Genomic DNA, 15,899 nt, shown 5'->3' on the forward strand with positions numbered 1-15,899 from the left:
ATCTCATATCGAGGATATTATGGCTAAGATTATCAACATCATTGGTCGCGAAATCATGGATTCGCGCGGTAACCCAACTGTAGAAGCCGAAGTTCATCTGGAAGGTGGTATCGTTGGTATGGCTGCTGCACCATCAGGTGCGTCTACAGGTAGCCGTGAAGCGCTGGAACTGCGTGATGGCGATAAATCACGTTACATGGGCAAAGGCGTATTGACCGCCGTGGCTAATGTTAACGGTCCTATCCGTGATGCACTGTTAGGTAAAGACGCTACTGCACAAGCTGATATTGATGCAGTAATGATCGACCTTGACGGCACTGAAAACAAAGACAAGCTGGGCGCGAATGCGATTCTGGCCGTGTCTCTGGCAGCCGCCAAAGCCGCAGCAACCGCTAAAGGCATCCCACTGTATCAACACATCGCCGAACTGAACGGTACTCCAGGCCAATACAGCATGCCAGTGCCGATGATGAACATCCTCAACGGTGGTGAACACGCTGACAACAACGTTGATATTCAAGAATTCATGGTGCAACCCGTCGGCGCGAAAAACTTCCGTGAAGCACTGCGCATGGGCTCTGAAATCTTCCACAACCTGAAAAAAGTGTTGAAAGGCAAAGGCCTGAACACTGCAGTCGGTGATGAAGGTGGTTTTGCGCCTAACTTGTCATCTAACGCTGAAGCACTGGCTGTGATTAAAGAAGCCGTTGAAGCCGCAGGTTACAAATTGGGTACTGACGTGACTTTGGCACTGGATTGTGCTGCGTCTGAATTCTACAAAGACGGTCAATATGACCTGTCTGGTGAAGGCAAAAAATTCGATTCTAACGGTTTCTCTGATTTCTTGGCGTCACTGACTGAACAATACCCAATCGTGTCTATCGAAGACGGTTTGGACGAATCAGATTGGGACGGTTGGGCATACTTGACCAAAATCCTCGGCAACAAGATCCAATTGGTGGGTGATGACCTGTTCGTAACCAACACTAAGATTTTGGCTCGTGGTATCGAAAAAGGCATTGGTAACTCAATCCTGATCAAGTTCAACCAAATCGGTTCACTGACTGAAACCTTGGCGGCTATCCGCATGGCGAAAGAAGCTGGTTACACCGCAGTGATTTCTCACCGCAGTGGTGAAACTGAAGACTCTACAATCGCAGATTTGGCAGTGGGTACTGCTGCTGGTCAGATCAAAACCGGCTCATTGTGCCGTTCTGACCGCGTAGCAAAATACAACCAATTGCTGCGTATTGAAGAAGCTTTGGGCGAAAAAGCACCTTTCGGCGGTCTGTCTGCTATCAAAGGCCAAGCTTAATTTTTGCTGATTTAGTAAAAGGCCGCCAACAGGCGGCCTTTTTTGTTGTAATATTCGCAGGTTGCTAACACTCTGACGGTGGAATTTATCATCATGAAACGTTTGCTACTGCTGGGTATTGTCTTATTAGCTGTGCTACAACACCGGCTCTGGATGGGTGATAACAGCCTCACCGAGTACTTCCAATTACAGCACCAAATCGCCGAGCAGACTGCGAGTAATAGCCAATTGCAGCAACGCAATAATGCGTTGATGGCTGAAATTACCGATCTGCGTAGTGGGACAGAAGCCATTGAAGAGCGGGCTCGCAATGAGCTTGGGCTCATCAAAAAGGGCGAAACCTTTTATCGTGTCGTGGGCGGAGAACAACGCTCAATGGCCGCCAATTAGTCTGGCTATAGCCAGCGTTTTTTAGCGCGTGAGTTAACCATTCAACATGAATCACTTCTCCCAAGAGATTATTGCCATTGTGCCTGCTGCGGGAATCGGCAGTCGTATGCAAGCGCAGTGCCCCAAACAGTATTTGCCATTAGCGGGCAGCTGTATTTTGTCGGTAACGCTGAATGTGTTATTGAGCCATCCCGCCATCAGCCGAGTGGTGGTGGCACTACATCCGCAAGATGAGTACTTTGCCAAGTTGCCCGAGGCGCAACATCCTAAATTAACCCAAGTGATTGGTGGCGGAGAACGCGTTGATTCGGTGATTGCCGCGTTAGCCTCGTTGCATGAAGTTGATGCGTGGGCGTTAGTGCACGATGCGGCCAGACCGTGTTTGACGCATCAGGACATCGACAAGTTAATCGCAAGTCAACGCCAATTTCCGCAAGGGGCCATCTTAGCCGCGCCAGTGCGTGACACAATGAAGCGCGCCAGTGGCAATGGCTGTATCGATACTACTGTGCCAAGGGAAGCGTTATGGCATGCGTTAACACCTCAGTTTTTCCCTGCGCTGCAGTTAAAACAGATACTGCAACAAGCGGTGGCTGCGGGCGTAAACGTTACCGATGAAGCCTCTGCCATGGAGTGGGCCGGTATCATGCCCGGATTAGTCAGTGGCCGCGCTGACAATATCAAAGTGACCCACCCGGATGATTTGCCCCTCGCACAACTGTATCTATCTCATCACCAACACATCAAACAAGCATTGGAGTAACAGATGAATTTACGTATTGGTCATGGTTTTGATGTCCACAAGTTTGGTGGTGACAAGCCGCTGATGCTAGGCGGTGTCGAAGTCCCGTATGAATGTGGTTTGATTGCGCACTCTGATGGTGATGTGGTGCTGCATGCGATTTCTGATGCTATTTTAGGTGCGGTAGCGCTCGGCGATATCGGTAAGCATTTCCCCGATACTGCTGCCGAGTTTGCCGGTGCTGATAGCCGTGTGCTGCTACGTCATTGCCTGAAGTTGGCGCACAACAAAGGTTATTACGTGGGGAATTTAGATGTGACTGTGATAGCCCAAGCACCGAAGATGCTGCCGCATATCGAAGCCATTCGCGCCGTATTGGCCCAAGATTTACAGGTGGATATTGACGCTATCAATGTCAAAGCCACCACGACTGAAAAACTCGGCTTTACTGGCCGTAAAGAAGGTATCGCTGTAGAAGCTGTGGTACTGATGCAAGGAAACATTTAAGTGAATACGCTGACTTATTTACACGGTGCACCGCTCACCACTGCTGATATTCGTACTGAGAATGCCGACTTTGTCGTGCAGGAGATTCTGCCGTTTACCATGACTGGCGAAGGCGAACACCATCTGCTGTATATCCAAAAAGATGGTCTCAATACCGTCGAAGTGGCAGAACGACTCTCCAAGTTTGCTAAAGTGCATCCGCGGGATGTGAGTTACGCCGGTCAAAAAGATAAAAATGCCATCACTGAACAGTGGTTCTGCGTGCGTATTCCCGGTAAAGAAACGCCAGATTGGCACAACCTCAATGGTGAGCGTTTAACGGTGTTGCAAGCTGTACGACATAACAAGAAGTTACGAATTGGTGCATTGTCTGGTAACCGATTTAAGCTAACCTTGCGTAACGTTGTTGGTATGGATGCGCTGCTAGAGCGTTTGGCGCAAGTCAAGCAACTTGGTGTACCGAACTATTTTGGTGAACAACGTTTTGGCAATGATGGCGCTAATATTCAAAAAGCACGCGATATGTTTGCTGGCAAAAAAGTGAAAAGCAGCAACCAGAAAGCGATGTTCTTGTCAGCAATGCGTTCACTGGTATTTAACCAAGTGGTGACACAGCGTTTGGCACAACATCAATTGCAGCCGCTCGCGGGTGATTGCGTCATGCTAGCGGGCTCTCGTAGCTTCTTTACCGTTGAACAGTGGGATGATGAACTGCTCGGCCGTTTAACGAGCCGTGATATTCAATTATCAGCGCCACTTTGGGGCGACGGCGAACTGCCATCTGCTTCAGACGCAGCGGCTGTAGAGCTGGCGGCGTTAGCGGGTTACGAGAGTGATTTGGCCGGGTTGGAAAAGTACGACTTGAAACAAGAGCGTCGACCTTTGTTGCTCTTGGCTGATAACTTTAGTTGGCAACAGCTTAACGACGATGCCATCACGCTGGACTTTGTGCTGCCCGCCGGGGCATTTGCTACCTCAGTGCTGCGCGAGTTGGCACAATATCAAGACATGGCCGATGTCCGTCGGCAGCAGTGGCTAGCTGAGCGCGAGCAGCAGGAAGGTGACAACGCATGAACATTCTGATCAGTAACGATGACGGAGTGAATGCGGTTGGCATTAAAGTTCTTACCGAGGCGTTGAGCCGTGTCGGCGACACTTTAACAGTGGCTCCCGATCGCAACTGTTCTGGTGCAAGTAACTCTTTAACCTTGACTAACCCTTTAAGAATTAATAGGTTAGATAACGGTTATATTGCGGTAAACGGTACGCCGACGGATTGTGTGCATTTGGCGATACGCCAACTGTGTGAACAGGAGCCAGATATTGTGGTTTCTGGTATCAATGCTGGTGCCAATCTCGGTGATGATACTCTGTACTCCGGTACCGTTGCTGCGGCGATGGAGGGGCGCTTTCTCGGCCTGCCTGCCATTGCGGTATCGTTGGCTGGGCGCCAGTTGGTGCATTACGGTACCGCTGCGGCTTACACGGTAAAGATCATTGAAGGGCTGATTCGTCACCCATTAGATGCGGACCAAATTCTCAATATCAACGTGCCGGATTTGCCGCTAGATCAGATTAAAGGTGTGCGCGTGACCCGTTTGGGCACGCGCCACAAAGCAGAAGATATGATTAAAACGCAGGACCCACATGGCCGTGATATCTTCTGGCTTGGGCCTGTTGGAGCTGAACTCGACAGCGCCGAAGACACCGACTTTTACGCTGTGGCTGAAGGTTATGTGTCGATAACCCCGTTAACCGTTGATTTAACTGCTTATCGGCAGTTAGCCAAATTAAAGGAATGGATTGATACACTATGAGTCGCATGGCTTCTGCTTCTGCTGCGGTGCAGCTGTCGCAACGTCTAGCCCAATCGGGTATTCGTAATCCAGAGGTGTTGCAAGTGATTGCCCAAACACCAAGGGAGCTATTTATTGATGGGGCGCTGACTCATAAGGCGTATGAGAATACCGCCTTGCCGATTGGCTCAGGGCAAACCATTTCCCAACCGTACATTGTGGCACGGATGACCGAGCTACTAATGGAACATCAACCCAAGCTGGTATTAGAGATTGGCACTGGCTCTGGTTACCAAGCGGCCATTTTGGCGCAAATGGTGCCACAGCTTTGTACGGTCGAGCGCATTAAAAGCTTACAGATCCAAGCGCGCCAACGGTTAAAGCGGCTCGATTTGCACAATATAGCCTTTAAATATGGCGATGGTTGGCAAGGCTGGGCGAATCGTGCGCCATTTGACGCCATCATTGTGACCGCTGCGGCGGCTGAAGTTCCGGTGGCGTTATTGCAGCAACTTGCCGAAGACGGTGTGTTGATTATTCCGGTAGGTGACGACAGCCAGCAATTGTTGAAGATTCAGCGGCAAGGGGCACAGTATATTTCTACGGTGATTGAGGCCGTTAAGTTTGTGCCATTAATCAATGGAGACTTAGCCTGAATCATGGAACGGGGAGCACAGTGCGCCAGTATTTAACCAAGCACAATATCAATTGCACCAATAAGCGGCTTTGTCGCTTATTTTGGAGTGTATTTGTTATTTTTGTGTTAACTGGCTGTAGTTTTCAAGCATCCCGTCCCGCCCCAGTCTATTCATTGCAGCAAGCTCAGTCACCCAGATTTGAAAAAGGTTCTATTAATTCGGCAACTTACAAGGTAAAAAGCGGTGATACCTTATATTCAATCGCCTGGGGCGCAGACAAAGATTTCCGTTATTTAGCCCAACTAAATAAGCTAGACCGCAGTTACACCATCTATCCTGGACAGGTACTACGTTTAGCGCCTATTAGCGCTAAAAAGCGAACAGTATCTGCTACGCCTGCCGTAAAACACCCGCATAAAACTAAAGTTGTAGAAGATAAATCTCCTAAAAAACAACAGGTTGTAAAAAATAACGCTAGTCATAAAAAATCAACACAAAATACACAAAAAACACTTGCTTCGGCAGATAATAATTCGTACCCTGTCACAACTGGTAAACAAAATGTTAACGCGGTCATTAAGAAAGATGATCCAATGCTCCCGGAAAAAGTCGGGCGTTGGATATGGCCCGCGAATGGCAAATTAGTTGGTACGTTTTCCGGTGGAGAACAAGGAAACAAAGGGATAAAAATCTCGGGGAATCGAGGCGATATAATCAAAGCCGCAGCTGATGGTCGCGTGGTATATGCTGGTAATGCTCTACGAGGATACGGGAACCTCGTCATTATTAAGCATAGCGATGATTACTTAAGTGCTTATGCCCACTCCGATAAGATTTTAGTGAAGGAAAAACAGCAGGTTTCAGCAGGACAGACGGTTGCCTTGATGGGCAGCTCTGGTACTAACCAAGTGATGTTGCATTTTGAGATCAGATATCTTGGCAAGTCGGTAAACCCGCTCACTTATTTACCTAGACGCTAATTGTTTAGGCGCCAATTTGGCATTGGAGGAGTTACACAATGTAGTTGTCTTTTTCATTTTCGGGAGAGCACATCATGAGCCGCAATAATACCAATGCTTCTTACAAAGAATTCCAAGATTTTTCGGTAAACGACGTTGAAGCCGTGCAAAACGATGCACTGGCAGATATGGTCCAAGACGATCTGCAAAAGAACCTCGACGCCACCCAGCTCTATCTGAGCGAAATCGGTTTTTCCCCGCTACTTACTGCTGAAGAAGAAGTTTACTTTTCTCGCAAAGCACTTAAAGGCTGTGAGAAGTCTCGTAATCGTATGATCGAGAGTAACTTACGCTTAGTGGTGAAAATCTCTCGTCGCTATAACAATCGTGGTTTAGCGCTGTTAGATTTGATCGAAGAAGGTAACCTCGGTTTAATCCGCGCAGTGGAAAAGTTTGACCCAGAGCGTGGCTTCCGCTTCTCAACCTATGCAACGTGGTGGATTCGTCAAACCATTGAGCGCGCCATCATGAACCAAACGCGCACCATCCGCTTGCCTATCCATGTGGTTAAAGAGCTGAATGTGTATCTGCGTACTGCCCGTGAACTGGCGCAAAAGCTGGATCATGAGCCTACCGCAGAAGAGATTGCAGAACGGCTCAATGTGGCCAGTGCTGACGTTAGCCGCATGTTGAAGCTCAACGAAAAGATTACTTCGGTTGATACACCGATCGGCGGCGATAATGATAAAGCCCTGCTGGACGTATTAACTGATGAAGATATGAACACGCCTGACTCACAAGTGCAGGATGAAGATATCTCTAAATCGGTTGTGAAGTGGCTTAACGAGCTGAATTCCAAACAACGTGAAGTGTTGGCACGCCGTTTTGGGTTACTGGGTTATGAGCCTGCCACCTTAGAAGACGTAGGAGCTGAGATTGGCTTGACCCGTGAACGTGTAAGACAAATCCAAGTGGAAGCACTGAAACGTTTACGTGAAATGCTGTCATCACAAGGGCTGTCTGTCGAAGCGTTGTTCCGCATGTAATCACTGCTTATCTCTTTGTTGTAGCAAAAAAGCGCACTGTGAAGTGCGCTTTTTACATTTACAGCCTCGGTTAACGTTGTTTCGCCAGTGAGGTGAGTTGGTACAGTAAATCCAACGCGGCTTTTGGCGTTAACTCATTGGGGTCAATCGCTTGTAGCATGGTCTCCAACTCGGAAACTTCCTCGAGTGCCAGCGAGGTTTGTACTGGTGCCAGGCTAGTTTGTGCCACGACCGTTTGCCCGTCATCGCGGCTTTCTAACTGCTGTAATTTAGTTTTAGCCGCGCGGATTACTGTTTGTGGTACGCCAGCTAGTGCCGCCACTTGTAAACCATAACTCTTGCTCGCTGCGCCTTCTTGCACCGCATGCATAAACACAATGGAATCATCGTGTTCAATAGCGTCCAAGTGCACGTTGATCACTTGTGGCAGTAACTCGGCTAATTGCGTTAGCTCAAAGTAGTGGGTGGCAAATAGCGTGAGTGCGCCAATCTTTTGTGCCAAATACTCTGCTGCTGACCATGCCAGTGATAGCCCATCATAAGTAGAGGTTCCGCGGCCAATCTCATCCATTAACACTAAGCTATTTTGCGTGGCGTTGTGCAGGATATTAGCTGTTTCAGTCATCTCCACCATGAAGGTTGAGCGACCAGAGGCGAGATCATCTGAGGCGCCAATACGCGTAAAGATTCGGTCAACAGGTCCAATAACGGCTGAAGCCGCAGGCACGTAACTACCGATGTAAGCCATCAAGGTGATTAAGGCGACTTGACGCATATAAGTCGACTTACCGCCCATGTTGGGGCCAGTCACAATCAACATGCGTCGCTCAGGATTGAGTAACACCGGATTGGCGATGAATGGATTCTGGCTAACCGTTTCGACCACAGGGTGGCGGCCGTCACTGATGTCGATGCCTGCGGTTGCCGTGAGTTGCGGGCATTGGTAGTTAAGCGTTTCAGCACGCTCGGCAAAATTGCTCAGTACATCTAGCTCAGCAGCGGCGAGGGCAAACTGCTGCAGCTCATGCAATTTCGGCAGCAGCAGATCAAATAACTCTTCCCATAACTGTTTTTCTAACGCCAGCGCTTTACCTTGACTGGAAAGGACCTTTTCCTCATATTCCTTCAGCTCAGGAATGATGTAACGTTCGGTATTTTTTAACGTTTGGCGACGTTGGTAACTCAATGGCACCAAGGCGGATTGACCGCGAGACACTTCAATAAAGTAACCGTGTACTTTGTTAAAGCCCACTTTAAGCGTGGCGATGCCAGTTTGCTCTTTTTCACGGGTTTCAAGACGTTGCAGATAATCGGTGGCACCTTGGCTCAGACCGCGCCATTCGTCTAATTCGCTGTGGTAACCTGCGCGGATCACGCCGCCGTCGCGAATAAGTACCGGTGGATTATCAACAATCGCGTTTTGCAGTAGCTCTAGTTCACTCGGAAATTCATTGAGTGCACCATACAAATCTTGCAGGTGTTCACTACCGCTATCTGCAATGGCACTGCGTACTTCTGGCAAGGTTGCTAACGCATCACGCAGACGGGCAAGGTCGCGAGGACGTGCGTTACGGATCGCCAACCGCGCGATAATACGTTCCACATCGCCAATAGATTTTAATAATTCATGCAAGGCTTCAAACTGGCCACTGTTCAGTAGGTCAGTTACTGCAGCATGGCGTAGGCTGACGCGTTGCTGGTGGCGCAGCGGTTGGTGGATCCAGCGCTGCAGCATGCGGCTGCCCATGGCAGTTGCGGTTCTATCCAATACCGATGCCAGGGTGTTTTCCAGCCCGCCAGCTAAGTTGACGGTAAGCTCTAAATTGCGGCGGGTTGCCGCATCTAACACCACCGTATCGCTTGGGCTAAATTGGGTGATGCTATTGATGTGGGGCAGGGCAGTGCGCTGGGTGTCTTTCACATACTGAATCAAACAACCGGCCGCTTGCAGCGATAAACGAGCGTTATCGACACCAAAGCCACGCAGATCTTTGGTGCCAAACTGCTCCAGCAGTTGTCGGAGTGCAGTATCTAAATCAAATTCCCATTCAGGGCGGCGACGGGCGCCTTTAACATCACTGACTAAATGTTTGTGGGTGAAGTCTTCGCTATACAGTAATTCTGCTGGACGTGTACGCTGTAACTCGGCTTCTAGCGCTTCTAACGTGTTGAGTTCTGCGATAATAAACCGACCGGAGGCGACGTCCAAGGTGGCAAAACCAAAGCCTTTTTTGCCTTCGTAAACCGCGGCTAATAAGTTATCGCGTCGCTCTTGCAGCAGGGCTTCATCGGTTAAGGTCCCCGGGGTAACAATCCGCACCACTTTGCGTTCAACCGGGCCTTTTGCTAATGCTGGGTCGCCAATCTGTTCACAAATAGCGACCGATTCGCCTTGTTGTACTAGCTTGGCTAAGTAGTTATCCACGGCGTGGTAAGGAATACCCGCCATTGGGATCGGGTCTCCACCGCTCTTACCGCGGGCGGTAAGTGAAATCCCTAACAACTCGGATGCTCGTTTTGCATCACTGTAAAACAGCTCGTAGAAGTCGCCCATGCGATAAAACAGCAGCATATCGCTGTGCTCTGCTTTCATCTGCAAGTACTGGCGCATCATCGGGGTATGTTTTTCCAAATCCTCTAAATCCGGCGTTTGGCTGTGAATACTCATAGTTTCCTTGTCTTCTTTGATGCTAGGGATGTTACTTTGGGCGTCATCTTACCAGCTCTGACACGCGCTTTAACGGCGTGCTACAAAATTTTTGCCACTAAATTTCAAACACTTTAGCTAACCGTAGAAGAAATAATCTGATCCAGCACTTGATACTGTATGATTGTACAGTATACTAACCGCAATTAAGTTCATCGCAATCGGGAGTCAGTAGTACTCCATGCAGGTTTCGAGCACAGAGGGACAGATATGAAGATCGATGCAAATAAAGAGAAAGCGTTAAATGCCGTGTTGGGCCAAATTGAAAAACAATTTGGTAAAGGCTCCATTATGAAGCTGGGTGAAGACCGTAGTATGGATGTCGCCACTATCTCAACCGGTTCGCTTTCATTGGACGTTGCGTTGGGCGCTGGTGGTTTGCCATTGGGCCGTATCGTTGAAATTTATGGTCCTGAATCTTCAGGTAAAACTACGCTGACATTGGAAGTGATTGCCGCAGCGCAACGTGAAGGTAAAGTCTGTGCCTTTATCGATGCCGAGCACGCACTTGATCCTATCTATGCCCGTAAGTTAGGCGTAGATATTGATAACCTGCTGTGTTCACAACCCGATACTGGTGAACAAGCGTTGGAAATCTGTGATGCGCTGACTCGCAGTGGTGCTGTTGACGTGATCATCGTCGACTCAGTTGCAGCATTGACGCCAAAAGCGGAAATCGAAGGCGAAATCGGTGATTCTCACATGGGCCTAGCGGCACGTATGATGAGCCAAGCGATGCGTAAACTTGCGGGTAACTTGAAGCAGTCAAACACACTGCTGATCTTCATCAACCAAATCCGTATGAAAATTGGTGTGATGTTTGGTAACCCTGAAACCACCACGGGTGGTAACGCGCTGAAATTCTACGCTTCTGTACGTTTAGATATCCGTCGTACCGGTTCTATCAAAGAAGGCGATGAAGTTGTAGGTAACGAAACCCGCGTTAAAGTGGTGAAGAACAAAGTTGCAGCACCATTTAAACAGGCTGAGTTCCAAATCCTTTACGGTAAAGGTATCAACCGTGTGGGTGAGCTGGTGGACTTAGGTGTAGCACACAAGTTGGTTGAAAAAGCGGGTGCTTGGTACAGCTACAAAGGTGACAAGATTGGTCAAGGCCGTGCCAACGCTGGTAAGTTCTTGCAAGACAATCCAGAGATTGCCAAAGAGATTGATGTCGCATTGCGTGAAATGCTGCTGCACAAAGGTGGCATGCCAGCTGGCGATGACAATGACAACAACAATGAAGGCAATGTGGATCTCGAAACTGGAGAAGTGTTCTGAGCGAACCCACTGCCAAAGCTGTCGCAGTGAACATTCTTGCTCGCTGTGACAAAAGCTGCGCCGCACTGGCGCAGCAACTTTTGCAAAAAGGCTTTGATGAAGTTGCTGTAGATGAAGCTGTCAGCTGGGCGTTGGAGTTGGGTTATCTCGATGACCAGCGTCTTGCTGAAGCTATATTGCGCTCGCAACTCACCAAACTGCATGGCCCCGCGAAAGTTGAGCAAGCTTTGCAATTAAAAGGCATTAGCAAACAACTTGCCGTGCAAGTACTCAATAACACTGAAGTTGATTGGTTTGCGCTAGCCGAACAACGACTGCAACGTAAGTTTGCTAACCTCGCGCCCGCCGCCGATTTTCAGGCAAAGCAAAAGCAGCAAGCGAAAATTGTGCGCCATCTATTAGGGCAGGGTTTTAACTACGAGCAGGCGAATTACGCGCTCAGCAGCCATCTCCGTGAACTGACTAGCGATTAGTCTTTCCATCTTATCCCGCACTATTTTTATTCCCATTGGTATTCTTACGCCGCACGCTTATAATGCGGGGCAATCCATAAGTTTGCGCTTGAGCCATATGCTTGAGCCTTATTGTTTAGTGCCAACGCAATTCAGGACGATTTCATGTACAAAACCACCGCCGCCGTTAGAAGCGCCTTCCTGGAATATTTCAGCAAGCATGGTCATCAGATTGTTGATAGTAGTTCTTTAGTACCGGGCAACGACCCAACCCTGCTATTTACTAACGCAGGGATGAACCAATTTAAAGACGTTTTCCTCGGTCACGACAAGCGTAGTTACAGCCGTGCCACTACTGCCCAGCGCTGTGTGCGTGCAGGTGGTAAACATAACGATTTGGATAACGTTGGTTACACCGCTCGTCACCACACCTTCTTCGAAATGCTGGGTAACTTCAGCTTTGGTGATTACTTCAAAGAAGATGCCATCAAGTTTGCATGGGGCTTTTTGACCGAAGTTCTGCAACTGCCAAAAGAGAAGTTGTGTGTCACTGTTTATCAAAATGATGACGAAGCATTCGAGATCTGGAATAAGAAGATCGGTATCGCTGCTGAAGACATCATCCGTATTGGTGACAACAAAGGTGCACCTTACGCGTCAGACAACTTCTGGCAGATGGGTGACACCGGCCCTTGTGGTCCATGTACTGAGATTTTCTATGATCACGGTGCCCACATTTGGGGTGGCCGTCCGGGCACGCCAGAAGAAGATGGCGACCGTTTTATTGAAATCTGGAACATCGTATTTATGCAGTTCAACCGTCAAGCTGATGGTGAAATGCAGCCGCTGCCTAAGCCATCAGTGGATACCGGTATGGGCATTGAACGTATCTCTGCCATCATGCAGGGCGTTCACTCTAACTACGAAATTGACGTATTCAAAACGCTGATCGCCAAGGCGGCAGAGATCATCGGTGTTACCGATTTAGAAGCTAAATCTTTGCGCGTAATTGCTGACCATATCCGTTCTTGTGCGTTCTTGGTCGCTGATGGTGTGATGCCATCTAACGAAGGCCGTGGTTACGTGTTGCGCCGTATTATTCGTCGTGCAGTACGTCATGGCTATAAGTTGGGCGCAACCGATACGTTCTTCTACAAGTTGGTGCCAACACTGATCGACGTGATGGGCGATGCAGCGAAAGAGCTACAACAACTGCAAGCTGTCGTTGAGAAAGCGCTGAAAGCCGAAGAAGAACAGTTTGCCCGTACCTTAGAACGTGGTCTGGGGATTCTGGATACTGCGCTAGCGGATCTGAATGGCAAGGTGCTTGACGGTGAAACTGCCTTCAAACTGTATGATACCTACGGCTTCCCAGTAGATTTAACCGCTGACGTATGTCGTGAGCGCGATATTACCGTGGATGAAGCGGGCTTTAATGCTGCGATGGAAGAACAGCGTAAACGTGCTCAAGCCGCTGGTCAGTTTGGTACTGACTACAACGCCGGTTTGAAAACGGATGCTGATTCTGAGTTCTGTGGTTACCAAGCAACCACGGGGCAGGGCAAAGTTGTCGCCATTTTTGTTGATGGCGCAGAAGTTGAAGGTTTGTTACCAGGCCAAGAGGCGGTAGTGATCCTCGATAAAACGCCGTTTTATGCTGAGTCTGGTGGCCAAGTAGGTGACAAAGGCGAGCTGAAACAAGCTGATAGCGTGTTCGATGTTGTCGATACCCAGAAATATGTCGCTGCTATCGGTCACAAAGGTGTATTGCAGTCTGGCAGCCTGAAAGTCGGTCAAACGGTAGAAGCGTTAGTGAACAAAAAGCTGCGTCACCGCACCGAACTCAACCACTCAGTTACGCATTTGCTGCATGCGGCACTGCGCCAAGTTTTGGGCACTCATGTCGCTCAAAAAGGTTCTTTGGTTCAACCTGAACGTCTGCGTTTCGACTTCTCACACTTTGAAGCGGTGAAACCTGAAGAGCTGCTGCAAGTTGAAGAGATTGTGAATACCCAAATCCGCCGCAACCATCAGTTGCAAGTGGCCGAGATGGATATTGAGCAAGCTAAAGAGAAGGGCGCTATGGCGCTGTTTGGTGAGAAATACGATACCACCGTGCGCGTCGTGACCATGGGCGATTTCTCTATCGAGTTGTGTGGTGGTACTCACGTAACCCGCACCGGCGACATCGGCGTATTTAAGATCGTCTCAGAAGGTGGTATCGCTGCGGGTATCCGTCGTATTGAAGCGGTCACTGGTGCGGCTGCTATGGCTTATATCGCCGAGCAGCAGCAAGAGTTGCATGAAGCAGCATCACTGCTGAAAAGCGATAGCCACGGTGTGGTGAATAAGCTTAAAGCACAGCTTGAGCATGCGCGTCAGCTTGAGAAAGAGATCCGCCAGTTGAAAGATAAACTGGCAGCAGCCGCTAGTGCCGATTTGGTTGGCGAAGCTAAAGAGATCGCTGGCGTAAAAGTCTTGATTAAACAGTTGGAAGGCGTCGATGCTGGTGCTTTGCGCGGTTTGCAAGATGAGATCAAGCAGAAGTTAGGTTCAGGCGTAGTGGTGCTGGGCATTGCTGGCGAAGATAAAGTTAACTTGATTGCTGGTGTGACGAAAGATCTGGTCGGCAAAGTGAAAGCAGGTGAGTTGGTGGCGATGATCGCTGCTCAAGTGGGCGGTAAGGGCGGTGGTCGTCCTGATATGGCTCAAGCTGGTGGTTCACAACCAGAAAATCTGCCAGCGGCGCTAGCGTCAGTCAATGATTGGTTAGCTGCTAAGCTGTAATCGCAAACGTGTTCTAATACAAAAAGTCGGCTTTTGCCGACTTTTTGTATTTATTGGCCCCATCCTTGTTGTATGCCGATTGGTGCCGCTTCCCCGCCCTCGGTTAACTTGTCTGTTGCCATTGAATGCTAGGGGCTGTTTATCTTTGCTAGTTGTTTTTGCTGCAGTCCGAAGGGGTCATTGAAACGCCTCCTGAACTTTGTTACGCCCAGCTTGCTTAGGACTAAGGGGCGCCGACCGCGCCTCGTTCATAATGTGTTTAACGTGAACAAAAATTAAACGCCAAAGATAAAGCGGCTCTAAGTGAATGCTCATTTATTAGCGATTGCTAAAATTGTGACGGCGGTATTTGGGAAATAGATTTTTTTATGTTAGCGTGCAAGGGCAAGTTGTTAAAAACGGTCGAAACTGCTTGAAAAGGGGCCTTCTCGGCGATTTCCACAACCTTTTGCAATAAAAGTAGCGAAAAACTGGGGATTTAGTACTCACCACTATTAATTTGTACTAAGCTCACTTTATAATAACTGCGGTTACGGACAAACGCCGTATACAGAATATGGAAACATAGAGGAGCAAACTAATGCTGATTTTGACTCGTCGAGTTGGCGAAACCTTAATGATTGGTGATGAAGTCACTGTAACAGTGTTAGGAGTTAAGGGAAATCAGGTACGTATTGGGGTTAACGCGCCAAAAGAAGTATCTGTACACCGTGAAGAGATTTATCAACGCATTCAGTCAGAAAAAAATGGTAATTCTTCGGACGAAGGTAACTATTAAGATCCTATAGATCGTTGTGAGTGATGTTGCATAAGCGCCAGATCGAAAGACTGGCGCTTTAATTTTGTCTGTAATTCAAACGAATTGAGCGTAATTACAACCACTTGAAAGGTATATGATTAAAAACGCTTCAAACTGTTTTAGCTTTCCTAAAAAGCGTTTGACTTATTTTCTTCAAACAGTAATATGTGCGCCAAGAAACGACGGAGAGGTGGCCGAGTGGCCGAAGGCGCTCCCCTGCTAAGGGAGTATGGGCTTTATCTCCCATCGAGGGTTCGAATCCCTCCTTCTCCGCCATTTTCTTAATGTTGTATTGTGAGCGCATGTAGCTCAGCTGGATAGAGTACCTGGCTACGAACCAGGTGGTCGGAGGTTCGACTCCTTCCATGCGCACCATACATCACGGTCTATTTACAAATGCGATGCGCATGTAGCTCAGCTGGATAGAGTACCTGGCTACGAACCAGGTGGTCGGAGGTTCGACTCCTTCCATGCGCACCA

The 15,899-nt window shown here is 48.7% G+C and carries 14 protein-coding genes and 3 tRNA genes; 16 read left to right on the forward strand and 1 reads right to left on the reverse strand.

From position 1 onward, the window contains the following. The first annotated feature begins 19 nt into the window (after positions 1-19). The 9 genes from eno to rpoS all read left to right on the forward strand — a co-directional run bounded on the left by eno (position 20) and on the right by rpoS (position 7,393). Positions 20-1,315 carry a phosphopyruvate hydratase gene (gene eno, locus L9G74_RS02480; RefSeq protein WP_238894689.1) on the forward strand — a complete coding sequence of 432 codons (1,296 nt, stop codon included), beginning with the start codon at positions 20-22 and terminating at the stop codon, positions 1,313-1,315. Between the two features lie 93 nt (positions 1,316-1,408). Further along, positions 1,409-1,705, forward strand: a complete 297-nt coding sequence (gene ftsB / locus L9G74_RS02485) for a cell division protein FtsB (RefSeq protein WP_238894690.1) — start codon at positions 1,409-1,411, stop codon at positions 1,703-1,705. A 46-nt stretch (positions 1,706-1,751) separates the two neighbouring features. Beyond that, positions 1,752-2,468 (forward strand): 2-C-methyl-D-erythritol 4-phosphate cytidylyltransferase, encoded by a 717-nt coding sequence (gene ispD / locus L9G74_RS02490; protein ID WP_238894691.1) that lies wholly within the window; start codon positions 1,752-1,754, stop codon positions 2,466-2,468. 3 nt (positions 2,469-2,471) lie between these two features. Next, positions 2,472-2,954, forward strand: coding sequence for a 2-C-methyl-D-erythritol 2,4-cyclodiphosphate synthase (ispF, locus tag L9G74_RS02495; protein ID WP_238894692.1), 483 nt, complete (start codon positions 2,472-2,474; stop codon positions 2,952-2,954). Next, positions 2,955-4,028: a tRNA pseudouridine(13) synthase TruD gene (truD, locus tag L9G74_RS02500; RefSeq protein WP_238894693.1), complete on the forward strand. Its 1,074-nt coding sequence runs from the start codon at positions 2,955-2,957 to the stop codon at positions 4,026-4,028. Then, on the forward strand, positions 4,025-4,771 hold the full coding sequence (gene surE / locus L9G74_RS02505; RefSeq protein ID WP_238894694.1) for a 5'/3'-nucleotidase SurE: 747 nt from the start codon (positions 4,025-4,027) through the stop codon (positions 4,769-4,771). The genes truD and surE overlap by 4 nt, the downstream gene beginning before the upstream one ends. Next, entirely contained in the window at positions 4,768-5,406 is a 639-nt protein-coding gene (locus L9G74_RS02510) for a protein-L-isoaspartate(D-aspartate) O-methyltransferase (RefSeq protein ID WP_238894695.1), read from the forward strand. Before surE ends, L9G74_RS02510 begins: the two co-directional genes overlap by 4 nt. 47 nt (positions 5,407-5,453) lie before the next feature. Continuing rightward, complete coding sequence (locus L9G74_RS02515; RefSeq protein WP_238894723.1) at positions 5,454-6,368, forward strand: peptidoglycan DD-metalloendopeptidase family protein; 915 nt, start codon at positions 5,454-5,456, stop codon at positions 6,366-6,368. Between the two features lie 74 nt (positions 6,369-6,442). Then, positions 6,443-7,393, forward strand: coding sequence for an RNA polymerase sigma factor RpoS (rpoS, locus tag L9G74_RS02520; protein ID WP_238894696.1), 951 nt, complete (start codon positions 6,443-6,445; stop codon positions 7,391-7,393). A gap of 70 nt (positions 7,394-7,463) precedes the next feature. On the opposite strand, the gene mutS is transcribed toward rpoS, so the two are convergent. Further along, complete coding sequence (gene mutS, locus L9G74_RS02525; RefSeq protein WP_238894697.1) at positions 7,464-10,061, reverse strand: DNA mismatch repair protein MutS; 2,598 nt, start codon at positions 10,059-10,061, stop codon at positions 7,464-7,466. A gap of 249 nt (positions 10,062-10,310) precedes the next feature. On the opposite strand from mutS, the gene recA reads away from it, so the two are divergent. The 7 genes from recA to L9G74_RS02560 all read left to right on the forward strand — a co-directional run bounded on the left by recA (position 10,311) and on the right by L9G74_RS02560 (position 15,899). After that, positions 10,311-11,381: a recombinase RecA gene (gene recA / locus L9G74_RS02530; RefSeq protein ID WP_238894698.1), complete on the forward strand. Its 1,071-nt coding sequence runs from the start codon at positions 10,311-10,313 to the stop codon at positions 11,379-11,381. Next, positions 11,378-11,854 (forward strand): regulatory protein RecX, encoded by a 477-nt coding sequence (locus tag L9G74_RS02535; RefSeq protein WP_438944541.1) that lies wholly within the window; start codon positions 11,378-11,380, stop codon positions 11,852-11,854. The genes recA and L9G74_RS02535 overlap by 4 nt, the downstream gene beginning before the upstream one ends. A 144-nt stretch (positions 11,855-11,998) precedes the next feature. After that, the gene (gene alaS, locus L9G74_RS02540; RefSeq protein ID WP_238894700.1) at positions 11,999-14,620 is read left to right on the forward strand and encodes an alanine--tRNA ligase; all 2,622 of its coding nucleotides are present in this window, start codon (positions 11,999-12,001) and stop codon (positions 14,618-14,620) included. Positions 14,621-15,200: 580 nt separating this feature from the next. Beyond that, positions 15,201-15,398 carry a carbon storage regulator CsrA gene (csrA, locus tag L9G74_RS02545; protein ID WP_238894701.1) on the forward strand — a complete coding sequence of 66 codons (198 nt, stop codon included), beginning with the start codon at positions 15,201-15,203 and terminating at the stop codon, positions 15,396-15,398. Positions 15,399-15,603: 205 nt separating this feature from the next. Continuing rightward, positions 15,604-15,695, forward strand: a tRNA-Ser gene (locus L9G74_RS02550). A 22-nt stretch (positions 15,696-15,717) separates the two neighbouring features. Continuing rightward, positions 15,718-15,794: transfer RNA gene (locus L9G74_RS02555), tRNA-Arg, on the forward strand. A gap of 28 nt (positions 15,795-15,822) precedes the next feature. After that, positions 15,823-15,899: transfer RNA gene (locus L9G74_RS02560), tRNA-Arg, on the forward strand.

The organism is Shewanella electrica (genome assembly GCF_022321485.1).
GTDB lineage: Bacteria > Pseudomonadota > Gammaproteobacteria > Enterobacterales > Shewanellaceae > Shewanella > Shewanella electrica.

What these genes read in the sequence shown, in the direction of transcription:
- ispD (WP_238894691.1), top strand. Translation starts at nt 1,752, where the DNA reads ATGAATCACTTCTCCCAAGAGATTATTGCCATTGTGCCTGCTGCGGGA.
- ispF (WP_238894692.1), top strand. Translation starts at nt 2,472, where the DNA reads ATGAATTTACGTATTGGTCATGGTTTTGATGTCCACAAGTTTGGTGGT.
- recA (WP_238894698.1), top strand. Translation starts at nt 10,311, where the DNA reads ATGAAGATCGATGCAAATAAAGAGAAAGCGTTAAATGCCGTGTTGGGC.
- surE (WP_238894694.1), top strand. Translation starts at nt 4,025, where the DNA reads ATGAACATTCTGATCAGTAACGATGACGGAGTGAATGCGGTTGGCATT.
- csrA (WP_238894701.1), top strand. Translation starts at nt 15,201, where the DNA reads ATGCTGATTTTGACTCGTCGAGTTGGCGAAACCTTAATGATTGGTGAT.
- rpoS (WP_238894696.1), top strand. Translation starts at nt 6,443, where the DNA reads ATGAGCCGCAATAATACCAATGCTTCTTACAAAGAATTCCAAGATTTT.
- L9G74_RS02510 (WP_238894695.1), top strand. Translation starts at nt 4,768, where the DNA reads ATGAGTCGCATGGCTTCTGCTTCTGCTGCGGTGCAGCTGTCGCAACGT.
- ftsB (WP_238894690.1), top strand. Translation starts at nt 1,409, where the DNA reads ATGAAACGTTTGCTACTGCTGGGTATTGTCTTATTAGCTGTGCTACAA.
- mutS (WP_238894697.1), bottom strand. Translation starts at nt 10,061, where the DNA reads ATGAGTATTCACAGCCAAACGCCGGATTTAGAGGATTTGGAAAAACAT.
- eno (WP_238894689.1), top strand. Translation starts at nt 20, where the DNA reads ATGGCTAAGATTATCAACATCATTGGTCGCGAAATCATGGATTCGCGC.
- alaS (WP_238894700.1), top strand. Translation starts at nt 11,999, where the DNA reads ATGTACAAAACCACCGCCGCCGTTAGAAGCGCCTTCCTGGAATATTTC.